This window comes from Corallococcus sp. CA047B, from assembly GCF_003612065.1.
Taxonomy (GTDB): Bacteria; Myxococcota; Myxococcia; order Myxococcales; family Myxococcaceae; genus Corallococcus; species Corallococcus praedator.
The window spans coordinates 1-16,366 of the sequence record NZ_RAWD01000224.1; the positions used below are offsets into that span (position 1 = coordinate 1).

The 16,366-nt window shown below is 68.4% G+C and carries 15 protein-coding genes and 1 pseudogene; 5 read left to right on the forward strand and 11 right to left on the reverse strand.

The window, feature by feature from the left end; all coding sequences use genetic code 11:
* The 4 genes and pseudogenes from D7X74_RS28435 to D7X74_RS28450 all read left to right on the forward strand — a co-directional run.
* Positions 1-1,215 (forward strand): annotated as a pseudogene (locus D7X74_RS28435) (bifunctional aspartate kinase/homoserine dehydrogenase I); the annotation flags it as partial.
* A gap of 22 nt (positions 1,216-1,237) precedes the next feature.
* Positions 1,238-1,636 carry a hypothetical protein gene (locus D7X74_RS28440; RefSeq protein WP_147446702.1) on the forward strand — a complete coding sequence of 133 codons (399 nt, stop codon included), beginning with the start codon at positions 1,238-1,240 and terminating at the stop codon, positions 1,634-1,636.
* 11 nt (positions 1,637-1,647) lie between these two features.
* Positions 1,648-2,301: a TIGR02269 family lipoprotein gene (locus D7X74_RS28445; protein ID WP_120536155.1), complete on the forward strand. Its 654-nt coding sequence runs from the start codon at positions 1,648-1,650 to the stop codon at positions 2,299-2,301.
* A 27-nt stretch (positions 2,302-2,328) separates the two neighbouring features.
* Positions 2,329-3,054, forward strand: a complete 726-nt coding sequence (locus tag D7X74_RS28450) for a double-CXXCG motif protein (RefSeq protein ID WP_120536145.1) — start codon at positions 2,329-2,331, stop codon at positions 3,052-3,054.
* Between the two features lie 70 nt (positions 3,055-3,124).
* On the opposite strand, the gene D7X74_RS28455 is transcribed toward D7X74_RS28450, so the two are convergent.
* From D7X74_RS28455 to D7X74_RS28475, 5 genes are all read right to left on the reverse strand, one after another.
* Positions 3,125-4,951 carry an alkaline phosphatase D family protein gene (locus D7X74_RS28455; RefSeq protein WP_120536146.1) on the reverse strand — a complete coding sequence of 609 codons (1,827 nt, stop codon included), beginning with the start codon at positions 4,949-4,951 and terminating at the stop codon, positions 3,125-3,127.
* Between the two features lie 120 nt (positions 4,952-5,071).
* Positions 5,072-5,497: a VOC family protein gene (locus D7X74_RS28460; RefSeq protein ID WP_199741917.1), complete on the reverse strand. Its 426-nt coding sequence runs from the start codon at positions 5,495-5,497 to the stop codon at positions 5,072-5,074.
* 13 nt (positions 5,498-5,510) lie between these two features.
* A complete protein-coding gene (locus D7X74_RS28465) occupies positions 5,511-6,419 on the reverse strand; it encodes a helix-turn-helix domain-containing protein (protein WP_120536148.1) in 909 nt (302 codons plus the stop codon).
* Between the two features lie 30 nt (positions 6,420-6,449).
* Positions 6,450-7,466: an alpha/beta fold hydrolase gene (locus D7X74_RS28470; RefSeq protein ID WP_120536149.1), complete on the reverse strand. Its 1,017-nt coding sequence runs from the start codon at positions 7,464-7,466 to the stop codon at positions 6,450-6,452.
* 83 nt (positions 7,467-7,549) lie between these two features.
* Complete coding sequence (locus D7X74_RS28475; protein WP_120536150.1) at positions 7,550-7,987, reverse strand: SRPBCC domain-containing protein; 438 nt, start codon at positions 7,985-7,987, stop codon at positions 7,550-7,552.
* Positions 7,988-8,041: 54 nt separating this feature from the next.
* Here D7X74_RS28475 and D7X74_RS28480 point away from each other — a divergent pair, with 54 nt between their 5' ends.
* Positions 8,042-8,371: a helix-turn-helix domain-containing protein gene (locus D7X74_RS28480; RefSeq protein WP_120536151.1), complete on the forward strand. Its 330-nt coding sequence runs from the start codon at positions 8,042-8,044 to the stop codon at positions 8,369-8,371.
* Between the two features lie 12 nt (positions 8,372-8,383).
* Here D7X74_RS28480 and D7X74_RS28485 read toward each other — a convergent pair whose 3' ends face one another.
* The 6 genes from D7X74_RS28485 to D7X74_RS28510 all read right to left on the reverse strand — a co-directional run.
* Entirely contained in the window at positions 8,384-8,956 is a 573-nt protein-coding gene (locus D7X74_RS28485; RefSeq protein ID WP_120536152.1) for an imm11 family protein, read from the reverse strand.
* 5 nt (positions 8,957-8,961) lie between these two features.
* A complete protein-coding gene (locus D7X74_RS28490; protein WP_120536153.1) occupies positions 8,962-10,203 on the reverse strand; it encodes an AHH domain-containing protein in 1,242 nt (413 codons plus the stop codon).
* Between the two features lie 102 nt (positions 10,204-10,305).
* Positions 10,306-11,922, reverse strand: a complete 1,617-nt coding sequence (locus tag D7X74_RS28495) for a cytochrome c family protein (protein ID WP_120536154.1) — start codon at positions 11,920-11,922, stop codon at positions 10,306-10,308.
* Positions 11,923-11,934: 12 nt separating this feature from the next.
* The gene (locus D7X74_RS28500; RefSeq protein ID WP_233602296.1) at positions 11,935-13,659 is read right to left on the reverse strand and encodes a hypothetical protein; all 1,725 of its coding nucleotides are present in this window, start codon (positions 13,657-13,659) and stop codon (positions 11,935-11,937) included.
* Positions 13,660-13,863: 204 nt separating this feature from the next.
* Positions 13,864-15,132 carry an MFS transporter gene (locus D7X74_RS28505; protein ID WP_255424501.1) on the reverse strand — a complete coding sequence of 423 codons (1,269 nt, stop codon included), beginning with the start codon at positions 15,130-15,132 and terminating at the stop codon, positions 13,864-13,866.
* A gap of 224 nt (positions 15,133-15,356) precedes the next feature.
* A partial coding sequence (locus D7X74_RS28510; protein WP_147446703.1) for a CapA family protein occupies positions 15,357-16,366 on the reverse strand: 1,010 nt, incomplete at its 5' end.

Here is a 16,366-nt window from a genome sequence, read left to right on the forward strand (position 1 = left end):
AGGTTCTTCAGCGCGCTGGCGGATGTGGATTGCAGCATCGCGGCCATCGCGCAGGGCTCCAGCGAGCGGAGCATCTCCGCGGTGATTGCGCAGGTGGACGGCCCGCGCGCGATGGCGCACGTGCACCGCAAGTGCTTTGGCACCACGGAGATCGTGGAGCTGCTGGTGGCGGGCGTGGGCACGGTGGGTGGGGAGCTGTTGCGGCAGATCCACCAGCAGGCGCCGAAGCTGCGCGCGCATGGGTTGGATTTGCGGGTGTGCGCCATCGCGAACAGCCGGAACAGCCTGGTGGCGCCGGAGGGCGTGGCGCTGGATGGCTGGAAGGCGCGGCTGGAGACCAGCACGGAGCGCTTCACGCTGGACACGTACCGGGGCTGGGCGAGGGCGCGGCGGCCGGGCCGGCCCATCTTCGTGGACTGCACGAGCAGCGAGGACGTGGCGCTGGGGTATCCGGCGCTGATGGCGGCCGGGCTGCATGTGGTGACGGCGAACAAGAAGGCGAATTCGGGGCGGCAGGACCACTGGCGGGCGCTGCGGGAGACGGCGTCCCGGCACCAGCGGAAGTTCCTCTACGAGACGAACGTGGGGGCGGGGCTGCCGGTCATCGACACGCTGAAGAACATGCTGCGCACGGGCGACACGGTGCACCGGGTGGAGGGCATCCTGTCCGGTTCGCTGTCCTTCATCCTGGGATTGACGGAGCAGGGCGTGCCGCTGTCGAAGGCGGTGGGCACCGCGATGGAGAAGGGCTTCACGGAGCCGGATCCCCGGGACGACCTGGAGGGCACGGACGTGGCGCGCAAGGTGCTCATCCTGGCGCGTGAGCTGGGGCGCACGCTGGAGTTGGAGGAGGTGACGCTGGCGTCGCTGCTGCCGGAGGAGTTCGACGCGACCGGGCCGCTGCCGGACTTCCTGGCGCGGCTGCCGCAGGCGGACGGCATCTTCCAGCAGCGGGTGGACGCATACCGGAAGGAAGGCAAGGTGCTGCGCTACGTGGGCAGCGTGGGACCGGAGGGCGTGCGCGTGGGATTGGTGCCGGTGCCGCTGGAGCACCCGCTGGCGGCGGTGAAGGGCGGCGAGAACGCGCTCAGCTTCCTGTCGGAGCGGTACAGCCCCACGCCGCTGGTGATTCGCGGGTACGGCGCGGGCGCGGCGGTGACGGCGGCCGGCGTGCTGGCGGATGTGCTGCGATTGGTGGAGGGACCGCTGCCCTGACGGTGTAGGGGTGTCGAGCGGAGTGCGAACCGGGAGCGTCGAGATGGCGGAGATGGGCAAGAACGAGTTCGTCCAGAAGGTCGCTGAACGGCTCCAGCGGATGCCGAAGGACACCGCGCCGACGGGGGAGCCGTACCATCTCCTGGAGGCGGCGACGGCCGACGGTGAGCTGCTGGGCCAGTACTGGATGGAGGGGCCCGAAGGGGGCCTCCCCGTGTTCCAGAGCCGGAAGGATGCGCTCACGGCGGTGCGGTGCATGCCGTTGCCCTCGGAGCTGGGAGGGTTTTCGGAGGCCGCTGAGCGCTGGCACATCCGGGCCCTCTCCGGTGATGAGTTCCGCTATTTCTTCCTCAATCCGTACGTCACGCTCTACGTCGTGATCACGGTGCTCGAATCCGGCATCGAGACGCGGCCTCTGTGACAGTGCGAGTCCTGGGGAAGTGGCTGACGTGGGGTGTGCTGGGTTTGTTGATGGCGGCATGCGCATCCAGCACGCCGCTCCAGCAACGGTGGGATGCGGCGGAAGCGGAGTGCGGTGAAGCGCGGGAAGATGCCTGTGTGACCCTGCTGTGTGGGGATACACAGTGCGGTTTCTATCGGTGTGAGGACGTGCCCGGGGAGGTGGTGCTGGCGCGGGGACTTCCGCCCCGGCCGCCTCCCATGGCGGTGGCTCCCGCGCCGGGCAGTGGGCCCCGGCGCAACTGGGGCGGGAGCATGAACCTGCCGGGCGGTGGGAAGCCCGTCGTGGTGTTCCCCCGGGATGAAGACATCCGGCCCGTGACGCTGCCGCAACGGCGGTTGCCCGCGGGAAAGATGGAGAAGCATCACATCTTCCCACAGGCGAAGGATCTCGCAGATTGGTTCAAGCTACAGGGTGTCAACATCCACCTGTACACCCTGCCCGTTCCCGTTCACGTTCACCGCCGCATTCACAGCGGAGGGGACAGGGGTGGCGATTGGAATCAAGCCTGGCGTGACTTCCGTGATGCAAACAGGAGGGCCTCCCCTGCGGAGATCTACAAACACGCAGGAAGCCTCATCTACCGCTTTCAGCTCACGGGTGATTCCCTTCAGCAGTACTACTGATTCTCCGCAGCCAAGGCACCCAAGGCCATGAGCCGTTATTTTTATCTCCGTCCCGACAAAGCAACCTGGGCCACCTACAAGGGCGAGTTCAATGCCTCCCCAAAATGGTTTCTGCCCGGGCTGAAGAACTGTCCAGGTTGTGGTGTCACCTGGGCCACCTGGGGGGATCACTATCCCGCCGTGGATTTGTCGGAGCTTCCAGAACGACACGAGTTCGAAGAAGCCCGACAGGAACCCTTTCACGAACTCGTTCGTCTCCGGGAGTTGGTGCGTCCCCTGGTGCCTCCAGGCTCCGAGCTTGCACCCGGCACCAGCTTCGGTCCGTTGGTAGGTCGTGCCTCCGGTCAATTCGCTCCCTTTTCGGGACTCGAAAGCTGTTGGATCGTCGTTCGCCGGGACACCTTCGACAGCCTCCAGGCAGCGGGCGTGCGCGGTCTGCTTGGATGCAAGACGGAGCTGAAGTTCCGTCAGAAGACGCCGCCAGAACTCATTGAACTCCAGATCGAGCCGCGCGGATTGCTCCACCGGGACTGCCTTCCGCCGGACCTGGAGCCCCCATGCACCACTTGCGGACGACAAGGCTTCACGCTGCCGGACGACCCCATCCTCGACGAAGCCTCACTGCCCACGGACACGGACCTCTTTCGCGTGGGCAACTACGGCACCGTCATCATCGGCACCGACCGCTTCAAGGACGCCGTGGAGCAGGGTGGATGGGTCGGCATCAAGTTCCGCGAACTGCCCGTGCGTTGATGAGCGCAATCACAGCACCAGCTCCATGTACGCGGTGCCAGACACGGGTAGCAGGGCGGGATGTCGCCCGTCAGCCCCGGGGCAGGAAGGGCGGCGGCTCCACCACCACTTCCATCGGCAGGTGCTGCTTCTCCGCGATCCACCGCACCCAGAGCTTCGGCCGCGCCGTCAGTCCGTCCCGATGCTTCGGCCGCTCCAACCGGATGGACAACCAGTTGCGGTCCCGCAAATACAGTTCCTTGCCCACCGGCAGCAGCTCCGTCTGGAGAAACCCGGGCAGGTCCTCGCGCGAATCCTTCGACATCGCGAGCATCCCCTTGAAGGCCAACCAGCACGGCGGGGGATGGATGATGGGCGAGGACGTCACCTGTTCGATGAACACCTCTCCCACCGTGCCCAGCGCGGGCACCAGGTGGTCCGGATTGCGTGAACGCACGCGGGCCCTCGCCCCCACGTGCACGTCTCCGGACAACACCGTCACCGCGCAGTAGGACCGCTTCGACAGGGCGAACAGGTTCATCAACAGCCGCGTGCGCTCGCCGCGGTGGACCGCCGACTCCCACTGGTCCAGCAGGTCGTCGCGCAGGTTGATGCCTCCGGTCATGTCCTCCATCGCCGGCCCGAAGCGCAGGTGCACGAGCGGCACCGAGGACACCACCAGCACGTGCCGCGCCTTCTTCCCGTTCTCCGGCCGCTGGCGGTGCTCCTCGCGCCAGGCGTCGAACGCGTCCCACTGCGCCCGGCTCATCACCGTGAACTCGGACTGCGGATGCGCGTCGTCCAGGTCCAGCACCCGGCTGGTCCTCCCGCTGCGCAAGTCCAACAACACCACGTCCAGGTCGCAGTCCTCCGTGGAGAAGCAGAACGTCTGGAAGTAGTGCCGCGCCTCCCGAGGGTCCACGTCCTGCGCTTCCCGCAGCACCGGCTGGAGGAGCTCCCCGTCGTCCGGTTCGCGCGCCGCCCCGGGCTGGTCCAACGTGCCCTTCTGGAAGGCCTCGAAGGCCCGCGCCGCCGCGCTGTAGATGGCCCGGTACCAGGGCGAGCGCTGGAGTTCCTCGTGCGAACCCCACCCGTCGAAGATGTCGTGGTCGTCCCACATGTAGAGGCCCGGCACCCGCTGGAGCAACGGCGCGATGCCCTCCGGGCCTCCCCACCGCTCCCGGTACAGCCAGACGTATTCGGTGAGCAGGCTTTCGCGCAGCCCGTCCGGCACCGGCCGGTTCAGCCGCTTGGAGCGCGACAGCTTCATGTGCCCGTGCAGCAGCTCCATCGAGTTGTGGAGCGAGTCCGCGTAGAGCTGATCCCCACCCCCGATGAGCAACTGGAAGCCCGGCGTCTTGGCCGGATCCGTCGGCTCCCGCTGGTGCTGCTGCAGCATCTTGTCCCAGAGCGCGTAGGGCTCCGCGAGGTCGCTCCAATCACTCGCACGGCTGGCACCGTTGCAGGAGAAGAACGCGATGTTCGGCGACACTCCCCGCTGGGGAACGACGACGTCGGACACGACGAGCGGCTTCGGAGGACTGTCCGGGGGCGCGGTCCGGGGGTTTCGCGGCGGCGGACGCTCGAACGTCACGGGCACGCCGGGTCGGTCCAACGCTTCGAAGTGATAGGACAGCCGCTGGGCCACGTCCTTGCGCGGCAGGACGACCTCCCAGCGCCACACCACGCCGGCGGTGTCCCTGGGCAGGCGGGTGAAGTCCACGGCGGGCTTCGCCTCTTCGAACGCGGCGACCTGGACGCCGCGCGCGTCCGTGAAACACAGCCTCAGGGCCGGCGACACCCCCACCGACGGACTGTCCAGGAACACGTTGACGTAGAAGCTCCACACGTCGTGGGACTTCGGGTCCGGCGTGGACTGCGCCTTCGCGTACAGGATGGGTCCGAGCAGCAGCTTCATCGCGTTACCCTGGGGGTTTCACGGCCGGAACCCGGCCAGACCGGGAAGCGTTGCATAGACGTCCTCTGCCGTCGATGCAGGCGCGAGGCCCGCTCGCCTCCCGGTGAAGCCGTCAACCTCTCAGCCCTTCGGCGGCGGCGCGGCGAGCGGCTGGTACGTGCCGAAGCTCCAGATGTTGCCTTCGGGATCGAGCGCGCTGAAGTCACGCGAGCCGTAGTCGGTGTTGGTGAGTTCCATGAGGATGGCCGCGCCCGCGGCCTTCGCTCGCGCGAAGAGGGCGTCCGGGTCGGTGACGACGATGTAGACGCCCTGGTTCTTCGCGGGCACCTGCTTCGATGACGCCATCTTCATCCGGTTCGCGCTGTCCGCGCCGCCGAACATGATGAGCCCGTGGCCCAGCGTCAGCTCGGCGTGGGCCACGGCGCCGTCGGGTGAGCGGTAGACCGCGCGCTCCTCGAAGCCGAACGCCTGCTTCAGGAAGCGCAGGGCGGCCTCCGGGTCTTCGTAGCGGAGGAACGGATAGATGCTGGGCAGGGGGGTGGACATGGCGGACTTCCTTTCACCGTGCATCCTGCCCATCGCCCCAGGCCGGTTCTTGTACGGATTTCACCTGCGACCCGGACTCGAAGCCTCCCGCGTCCGGCAGCGAACGGCGCAGCAGCGCGGACGGTGGCCCTCCGGTGAACTGGCGGAAGTCCCGGTGGAGGTGGGCCTGGTCGAAGTAGCCCAGCTCCACCGCCAGCTCCGCCTGGCGCAGGGGCCCGCCGGCCTTCAGCCGCTGCACCGCGCGGTCGAAGCGCAGCAGACGCGCCAGCCTTCGGGGTGGCAGGCCCACGTGTTCATGGAACTGGTGGATGAGGTGCTTGTGGCTGCGGCCCAGCTCGTGCGCCAGCGCGGCGATGTCCAGGTTGCCGCCCGCGTGGTGGATGCGCTCCACGGCCCAGCGCACGCCCGCCTCCACCTCCGGGCCCCGCTCCAGGCGTCGGGTCAGGAACGCGTCCACGCGGGCGAAGCGGGCGGCCCAACCCGGAGCCTCCGCGAGCTGCTCCACCAGCCGCCGCGCCTCCAGGCCCCAGAGGTCCTCCAGGCCCACCACGCGGTGGGAGAGCTCCTGCATGGACAGCCCGAAGACGCGCCGGGCCCCCAGCGGCGTGAGGTTCACCTGGAGCCCGTGGGACACGCCGCCGTGTTCGGTGGTGCTCCAGCGCTCGTCGAGCCCCGCGGTGAAGCCGGAGCGGTGCCGCGTCACCCGCCCCGCGTCGTCCAGGTGCTTCAGGAGCGGGCCGAACTCCAGGATGAGCACCACCTGGACGCCGGGCAGCTCCTGGCGGCGCAGGGGCGCGGCCGTGGCCTCGCGGTAGCCGCAGTAGTCACGGACGACGCCGGCCAGGTGCGCGGGGGGTTCAGCGAGGGCCATCTCCCAGCCGCCCCGCTCCGACGCGTGGCGCACCACGCGAATGGAGTGCATGCGCTGGCAGTCCTACGCGCAAAGGGGCGGCTACTTCGAGCCCTTGCGCAGGAAATCGAGCAGGGCCGCGTGCCATCTGTCGGGTGACTCGAAGTGGGGGATGTGGCCCACGTTCGGCAACTCCACCAGCGTGGCGCCGGGGATGGCGGCGGCGGTCTTCTTCCCCAGCGCGGGGTACTGGCCCAGCTTGGGCAGGAGCGCGGGTGGCACGCTGCCCTTGCCCACGACGGTGCGGTCCTCCTGGCCGATGACGACCAGCGTGGGCGCGCGCACGAGGGGGAACTCGTGCACCACGGGCTGCTCGTAGATCATCTGCTGCGTGGCGGCGGAGACCCAGGCCATGCGCGGGTACTCGCCGCTGAGCGTCTGGCGGTAGAGGACCTGGACGTACTCGTCGTACTCGGGCTTCCACTTCACGTAGTAGGTGCGCTGGTACTTGCGCAGGCCTTCCTCCGTGGCCTGGAGGTTCTCGCGGTAGAGGTCCTCGGTGGACTTCCAGGGGACGCTCTCCCGGTAGTCCTCCAGCCCGATGGGGTTCTCCAGCACGAGCTGGGACGTGGTCTCCGGGTACATCAGCGCGAAGCGGGTGGCGAGCATGCCGCCCATGGAGTGGCCGACGACGACGGCCTGCTTCACGCCCACGGTGTCGAGCACCTTCTTCGTCAGCGACGCGAGCGTGTGGAAGCTGTACGCGATGGCCGGCTTGGAGGACTTGCCGAAGCCCACCTGATCCGGCGCGATGACGCGGAAGCCCGCGCCGGTGAGGACGCGAATCGTGTCCTTCCAGTACGCGCCGAAGAAGTTCTTGCCGTGGAGCAGGACGACGGTGCGCCCGTTGGCGTTGGCCGTGGGCTTCACGTCCATGTACGCCATGCGCAGGTCCTGGCCCTCCAGCGTGACGGGCAGGAACTGCACGGGGGCGGGGTAGGGGTAGCCCTCCATGCCCAGGCCCAGCGCCTCAGGGGCTCGGCGCGGTTCCTGTGCGTTGGCGGCCGGGGCGGAGAGGAGCAGGGCGGAGAGGAGCAGGGCGGGGACGCGGACGGACATGGGCCTCCTCGGGCACGGTGGGGACGCGGGGGAACGGGTTCTGGGAGGTGACATTCCCGTCCGGCTCCGACGGGGATCGAATCTCAGAGGGCTCCGCCGGCGCGCAGGTTGATACCGAACTCCAGGAAGGCCTTGAGGCAGCACAGCATGTGCATCCAGCCGCCCACGTTGCCGTAGGCCGACTTGAAGCCCTGGGCGTCCTGCGTCCAGCCCGACTCGCTGATGCGCACCATCGTGTTCCTGGCGTCGAGCGTTTCGAAGAGCATCTCCACCCGCGTGAGGGAGCCGCCTTCCGCGGGCCACTCGAAGACGATGCGTTCGTCCCGGACCACCTGCCGGACGATGACGTCGTGGTCCCCGGGCACCTCCGCGAACCGCCACTGCACCGTCGTGCCCTCCACGAGGGGCCCGCTGGCGTGCTGGACGAAGTAGCCGCTGAGCTTCTTCGGCTGGACGACCGCGTCGAAGACCTCCGCGACCGGCTTCTGGATCTTCAGCTGCACCTGGAACTTCGTCTCCATGGGGGCACCCTCCTGTTTCCTGGCGCGGCCAGAAATAGGTTATATATTTATAACATGTCAAGCAGCACCCGGGACGACCTCATCTTCAAGGCGCTGGCGGACTCACGGAGGCGGGCCATCCTGGATCTGCTGAAGGACGCGCCCCGGACGACCGGGGAGTTGTGCGAGCACTTCGCGTCCACGCTGGATCGCTGCACGGTGATGCAGCACATCGGGGTGTTGGAGCGGGCGGAGCTGATCCTCGTCCGGCGCGAGGGCAGGACGCGGTGGAACCATCTCAACGCGGCGCCCTTCCAGGAGATCCACGAACGGTGGATCTCCCCATACGCGGCCCACGCGGTGGCGCTGCTGTCGAAGCTGAAGCGGGACCTGGAGGGGGAGTGAGGGGCGCTTGCCTCAGACTTCGACGAACCGTGCGCCGGTGACGCCCGTGCTTTCGAGCGCGTCCTTGATGTCGCCTGTGACGATGATGGGCGGGTGGTAGCCCCACAGCCGGAAGACGCGTGCCCCGCCCACCTTCGAGCGATCGATGCGCAGGCCGGACACGACGTGGTACTCGCCCAGCCGGTCCGGCCGGTTGTCTTCAGGCAGCCAGCGCCTGGCCTCGGTGCAGGCCGCGTCGTCGATGCAGTTGAGTTCGCGCGCGACGTTCAGCAGGAAGTACGGGTCGGGCTGGCCTTCCACCTCGACGGGGAAGAGCTGGGTGTCACGGGGCGCAAGTTCGCGGAACACGGCGGCGACGCGGGCGTTGACGATGGGCGCACCACCGACCGTGGTCTTGTCGAAGTCCAAGGCCCTGCCTGCCTGTGAGAGTGGAATCTGGAGCCGTTCATGGAGTTCCACCGGCTTGCCCTGGATGAACTGCCAGATGTCCTCAATCTCTGGCCCGTCACGGTGATGGGGCTCGGCCAGATACCAGCGACCTGGAACGTAGACGTCGAAATCAAGGTCGAAGAAGCGTGTGGACATGGTCCTCATCCTTCCGGGTTCCGGGTGATGAGCCCTCGCAGAAGTGTTCCATCCGTTGTGAGATCCTTCGCGATCTTCATCAACTCACCGGTCAGGGCCTGTCGACAGGATTGCATCTCCCTGCATCCCTGCGTCGCCAACTGGAGCCTCCGATAGACCTCTTGATGGTACTCGCGTGGGTGCGGTCCTTTGTGCCCTCGGATGCGAACTTGATTCACGGTATCGCTCAGCTTCATTCCTGCTCGGCGGAAGAAATCCTCGAAGATCCGGGTCCAGGGTCCACCGGATGACGCGGAGACTTCGTTCTTGTCCGTGCAGATGTGGTGCACCTCCCCATCCGGGTCCCCCTGCATCCCGCCGCCCGGTCCCATGGCCACGGCAGCCACCGCCGTGGGCGCGAGCGCGATGTCGAGCACTCCGGCCGCGGGGAGTGAAATCGAATGCACCTCACCCGCCAGGACCCCTAAGAGCTGGAATCCACCCTCCACCTGCGCCTTCAATGCCGCCTGGGTGAAGCCAGGCATTCGCGGTCCCTGCGCCGCCATTCCGGACCTGCCACCCAGCGCCGCCATCGCGACGATGATCAGCACCCGGGCCCCGTTGTCCCCCATCACCTTGCCGAAGCGGTGCCCCACCTCCTCCAGGTGCTCGACGCTCGTGGCCTCCGCCGTCTCCTCCATGAGTCGCAGGAACGCCTGCCCGATGTGCCAGACCGGTCCCGTTCCCAGGTAGGCGATGAGGCAGGCCGTCAACGCGAGCGCGACGAACTTCGTCACCGGTTCAGGCGCCACCAGCATCACCAGCGAGGTCCCGATGAGGGAGACGACCATGGCCCGCAGGGCGTCCGGGTTGGCGATGTCCCGGAGCGCGACCTCGACACCTTCCCAGACCGTGTCCAGCGCGAAGGACAGCGCCATCCTCCGACGCTCCATCAGTCCCAGCGCGGACCCACCCGGCACGAGGCTTGTCCGGCCCCGGACCCCGTCCACCACGCCATGGGTGGATGCCAGGAGGGAGTGCTTCGCCGCCTCATCGGCCTCACGGACGGCCACATCCAACTTCATGCCGAGCACGAGCCGCGTCACGCCCTCCTCGAACGCGTCCCGGGCGATCTCCACCGGGCGGGTCTCCGAGGGCCGGTAGACGATGGGCGGCTTCCCTCGGCCGGTATCGAGCGTCACCGTCCGAGTCGTCGCACAGCCCATGCAACCCAACAGCAACACCGCCACCACACCGCGAAGCTTCATCTTGTCCGCTCCCCATCCACGGTGCACTGGGCCCCCACAAGGCCCCACCGCATGAAAAAGGCGCTGGAGCCGTGTGGCCCCAGCGCCTTCCCGACGCACGTCCTACTGGAGGATGCGGCGCATCCTGGGCGGATGCAGTTGTCCCGCCTTGATGGCCGGGGTCACCCGCTTCGACTTGAGGCGGGCCTGCTCGTTGGCGGGCAGCCCCTGCGCCAGTCCGAAGATGAAGCTGAAGTCAGACGCAATGCCAGACGGACCCTGGATGCTGGCGCCCGCATGACAGACGATGCAGTTGCTCGCCTTCGCTCCCTGACCGAAGTCCGCCGTCTGCTGGATGTATGTCTCCATCGTCGTGTTCGCGATGGGGATGCTCCCGGACGGTGCCGGCGAGGCGAACGGCAGCGGTGCCTTCACCGGCCTTGTGGGGCTTGCGCTGGAGCTGGTGGACCACAGCGTGTTCACCAACAGGTAGTTTCCCCAGACGGAGCTGGGATACGCCTGCGCCAGGTGCTGCTGGACCTTCGTCGTCACCCCGGCCGCCGTCGCGTCGATGGGCGTCATCCGCGTCACCTGCACCGCCGACGGCGCCGGACACCCGCTCCCGATGAAGTACGGCGGCGGCGTGTTGGGCGTGCAGCCCACCGTCACCTGCGTGGCCCCACCATCCGCGGAACAGTTCGCCGGCACCGACAGCGTGCGTGGCTGGCATTGCGCGTTGTAGAAGTTCCAGGCCGTGGTGCCCGCGTCCGCGTTGTGGTTCGGCGCGTTGTCCACGTGCTCGAAGGTGGACCACACCAACGTGGGCTGGCTCTGCGTCGCGTGGATGATGTGCAACCCCACCAACGCCACCGTCGCCGTGCGACACTTCTGCGTGGAAGGATCCACCACCACCGCGGGCGCCAGCTTGTAGCGGTTCCACCGAGCATCCGTCGGCGTGGAGACCTCCATCCACGCCGACTTCGTCTCGATGGCGCCCACGCTGTTCGACTGGAAGGACCCCTGGGGCAGCACCAGCGCCACCCCCGCGTCCGCCTGCGCCATCTGGTTGGACGCGTTGTAGAGCCCCGCGTCCACCACGTAGTCGAACTCCGGCTGGCTGATGCGCACGTCGTACCAGACGTTCGTGCCGTTCTGCGCACCCAGCCACGCGGGCCCGCTGAACGGGAACGCCTGCGCGCTGCTGTTCGGGTCGAACTGCTCCGCGAACTTCGACGCCACCGTGAGCGCCAACAGGCCCTTCGCCTCCACCGCCGTCAGGCCCGCTTCCGCCAGACACGCCGGGTCCACCTTCGGCACCGTTCCCCACGGAGGCGGCGGGCCGCCGTCCGGCAGGAACACCTGCGCCACGTCCATCCACGTCTGCCATTGCACCGCGCCCAGGTCCCCGGGCGTACCGAAGCCCGCATCCGCCCCACCGTCCATGGACGCGGCGGGCCAGTTCAACGCGATGAACTGCTGCCAGGCGAAACAGTCCGCGTCCACCTGACTGGACACCTGGCTGAAGTCGGGCGGGATGTCCGGGCCGAACTGAAGCGTCTGCGTATTGCCACACGAGAAGCTCGTGGGCGTGGAGGCCTTCCGGGCTTCGGCCGTGATGGGAGGAGGCGCCTGGGCCCCCACCGGGTCGGGTTCAGCGGAAGGCGCGCTCTTGAGGCAGCCCGCTGTCAATGACAGCAGCGCCACCAGCGACAGGGCCGGGGGATTCCTGGGCAAGGTCATGGAGGTCCTGGCTCAGGCCGACACGACGTGGAGCGCGGCGGGGAAGCCCACCGACTGCGCCTGCCCTTGATTCGTGATCCACAGGCTCCGGGGCCCGGGGGCCGCGGAGGCGGACACGTTGACGGTCAGCAGGATGGCGGACACCTCGCCCGGGTAGGTGTTGCCCGGCACCGCGTACGTCACCTTGGCAAGACTCTGCACGTTCACGGTGACGCCGTCCCCGAAGGACACCTGGGGGAAGCCGCCGCCAGACAACGTGTCCGCGGTGATGACCAGCGACACGTTCGACTGGCCCGCCTTCACCTGGGGCGCGATGAGCGTGCTGTTGCTGGCCAGGTTCATGGGCACCCCCATCACGTTGGGCACGTTCGTCTGCACCAGCGCGAAGAACACACTGGAGTGGAAGATTTGAAGCGGCTGGGCGAGCAGCGTCGGCGGCGTGGCCACGCAAGACTGCTCCGGAGCCTTGCCCGACTGCTTCAGGCCCGCGCCGGTGATCTGCATGAAGAACGTCTGCGCCACCTGCGAGGCCCACTGGATCTTCTGGCCGTTGATGGTGAGGTCCGACACCGTGTACGGCTTGGACGCGGGCACCTGGAAGGTGGCGTGCAGGATGTAGTTGCCGGGCAGCTTGCGGCCCAGCTCGTCATGCAGCTCCTCCTTGCCGCGCACGATGGTCCAGAACGTCGACACGTCGGTCCCGTCCGGCGACTGGTAGTTGTAGGACGCGAAGTCCGGCGTCTGGATGTAGAGGCCGGGCGGGTTGGCCAACGTGGCCTTCATCGACGCGGAAGCGGGGTTGGGCGGCGCGACCAGCTGGTTCACGCTCTGCCCGATGTGCGGGTCGCTGTTGCGCGCGGGCTGGCCGTACTGGGCGCAGCAGATGAGCGCCTGCGCGTTGCCGTTGCCCCCCGGGCGCGGCACCGTCGCCGCGGAGGCCAGGCCGATCTCCGTCTGGAGCGTGTTGGGCGTGCTCGTCAGGTGCATGGCGCCGCCCTGCGAGGCGGTGGAGACCGGACCGCTGTTCCACTTGTTCAGCGGGTTGTACGCGGGCTTCCCGGTGGACGGATCCACGATGGGCGTCTTGCGCACCGGGTCCACCAGGTACAGGTCCGCCAGCTGGATCTGCGGCTTGCCCAGCGTGCTCCGGTACAGCTCCAGCACCTTGTCGGGGCTCACCGCCCAGAGCGAGTTCCAGTACTCCGGGTTCTCGCAGGTGAAGTCGATGCGGACGATGTTGCCATTCGCGTCACGCTCCACGCTCCACTCGCAGTACTCGTCCTGCCAGCCGCGCGGCCCGAAGGGGCCGTAGTTCGACACGACGGCCGAGCAGGGATTGGTGATCTGCGGCAGGTCGGAGAAGGGCTTGCCGCCGGCCGTCTTGCCGGTGTCCGCCAGCGCCTGCAGGTCGTTCGTGGGCAACACCAGCCCCGTGCTGTTCGTGCCCCCGCCACCGCCGTAGTAGTACTCCAACCGTCCCGGGAAGGCGTTCCACTGGATGGGCTGGTACACCACCTCCGCGGGGTCCGTCGTCACCGGGTTGAAGTACCAGGTGTTGTCCGCCGCGTTCATGCTGTTCCACGGGTTGCCGGTGATGCCCTGCTGCGTGAAGCCCGTGAGGTTGAACGTCCAGGCCTCATTCAATTGCTTCTGCAGCGTGGGGTCCTGCGGGAAGTCGATCTGGTTCGCGGGGGTCAGGAAACGCCGGACGGCTTCAGCGGTCTGGGGCGACAGCATGGCGGGGGCTCCTTGGAATGGGACTGCCTCCGGGTGAGCAGGAGGTGCCCGCCCCCAGTGCAATCCCGTCGCCATTCAGACAGACGCCGTGTCCAACCCCTCACGCCCCAAGGTGCGTAAGGGATTACCGAGTCCTGGGTCGGAAATGATTGCGTCCCGTTGAGACGCGATTGCGTTCCCTCGGGAAGGCAATGGCCTGACGCGTCAGTGCGAGCTGTCTGAGAATGGCTGCACTTCGGCCTGGGCCAGGTGCACGTTCTCGAAGCGGGCCGGGCGCAGCATGCGCGTGGTCAACACCAGTGCCAGGAAGATGGCGCTGGTGCTGAGCGCCACGAAGCGCAGGCCCGCTCGGTCCGCCAGCGCGCCCTGAAACCAGACACCCAGCGAATAGCCCGCGCCCAACACCATGGTGTACAGACTGCCCATGCGCGCCTGCAGCTCACGCGGCACGCGGTTCTGGCAGGACGCGCTCAGGCTGCTCATCAGCACGAGGTAGTTGGCGCCCAGGAAGAAGATGCACACCGCGGCCACCTGCAGCGTGGGCGCCAGCCAGTAGATGCCGGACAGCACCGCGATGGACGTCGCCGCGTAGCCGCGCAGCCGGCGCTGGCCGAACGTCTCCGCCAGCGTGCCCACGCCCAGCGCCGCCGTCACCGCGCCCGCGCCCTGGCAGGTGACCAGCAGCGACGTCGCCGCCGCGCCCTGGCCCAGCTCCCGGATGGCGAACACCGGCACCAGCCCGATGAAGGGCGCCACCAGCGCCGCCACGAAGAAGGTGGCCACCAGCACCAGGGAGATGTCCTCGTCGTCGCGCGCCACGGTGATGCCGCGCCGGATGCCGGCCCAGAGCGGTTCGCGCTTCACCGCCGGGTCCCGGGGCCGGGGCATCACGCGGGAGAGCGCCACCAGCACCGCGAAGAACGACAGCGTGTTCGCGAGCAGGGCCCAGGCGGGTCCGCTCACCTGCAACGTCAGCGCGGCCAGCGTGGGCCCCAGGATGCGCCCCAGGTTGAACTGCGCCGAGTTGAGGCTCGTGGACAGGTGCAGCTCATGCGGGGGCACCAGTTCCGCCAGCAGCGCGCCGAAGGCCGGGTAGGTGAGCGTGCCCACGCACCCATTCAGGAACGAGATGACCCCGATGACGGGCACCGACAGCTGCCCCCGGAACGCCAGCACCGTCAGCACGCCCGCGAGCGCCGCTTGCAGCACCGCGCCGAGCGCCGCGTAGGCGCGCCGGTCGAAGCGGTCCGCCAGCGCTCCGCCCAACGGCGACAGGATGACCGCGGGCAGGAACGACAGCGCGACGATGGCGCCCGTGGACTCGGCGCGGCCCGTCGTCTGCGTGACGTACACGCCCATCGCCACCGTCTCCATCCAGGTGCCGATGTTGGAGATGAGCGCGCCCATCCACACCGCGAAGTAGCCGGGGTGTTCGAAGGGGCGCAGCGAGGCGAGTCGGTGGGTCGATGACACGGCGGCTTTTCTCTTAGCGCACGGCGTGACGGCGCGCCCGGCACGGCGCGGCACGCTTGGAGTCGCAATGAAGAGGACGGCAGTCCAGGCAGCAGCCCGGCTTCAACAGGGCAGGCATTCCGTGACAGCGACGCGCGGGACGTGACGCTCCGGACACGCTCCGCTCCACCCACGGACGCGGAGGTCCGTGGGTGGGGGTGCGGCGTTGTCGGGAAGGGGGTGCGCTACGGCGCGCTGCCGGCGGCCGTCACCGGGGCCTTGCGCGGGGAGAGGCGGCCGTCGTCGGCGATGCGGGCGCCCGTTTCGGGGAAGTCCTCCTGGGAGAGCTTGCGCACCAGGGAGACGACGTTGGCGTCCGGGTCCGGCTGGGCGATGCCCTCGCCCACCTGCTTCGTGGGGAGGATGCGGCCGGTGGAGAAGCGGCCCTGGCTGTCCAGCTCCACCTCCAGGACCATGCCCAGGCCCTGGGGACCCTTGAGGTTGAAGCGGCCGTAGGTGGCGAAGTTGCCCATCGAGTAGGCGATGAGGCGGCCCTGGTAGAACTCCATCGCGCGCGCGACGTGCGGGCCATGGCCGAGCACCAGGTGCGCGCCCGCGTCCACCACCGCGTGGGTGAAGACGCGCAGGTCGCCTCGGTCCTCTCCGAAGAACATCTCCTTGCCCGGGGGCACGTGCAGGGCCTTGCCGCCCTCGGCGCCGCCGTGGAAGGAGACGACGACGATGTCGTGCGTGGCGGCCACCTGCTTCACCAGCGCGGTGGCGTTGGGCAGGTTGTTCAGGTGGTTGCACCCGGCCGACGTGTGGAAGGCCACGAGGCCGATCTTCAGGCCGTTGCGCTCCAGCGTGGCCACGCTGCCCGGCGGACCGCTCCAGGCGATGCCCAGCGCGTCCAGGGTGGACTCGGTGGCGCGGCGGCACTCCTCGCCGAAGTCACCGGAGTGGTTGTTCGCGGTGGAGACGACGTCCACGCCCGCGTCCTTGATGTATTGGCCAAACGAGGTGGGGGAGCGGAACGCATAGCAGTTGGCGGGCGAGCGGCACTTGGTGGTGCGGCCGGTGTCGCACAGCGGGCCCTCCAGGTTGACGAAGGTGAGGTCCGCGTCCTCCAGCAGCGGGCGCACGCTGGCGATGACGCTGCCGGCGCCTTCGGGGGGCAGGTAGCCCTCCGGCACGGTGGTGCCGAGCATCAGGTCGCCGGTGGCGCGGATGCGCACCTTCGCGCCCGCTGCTGGAG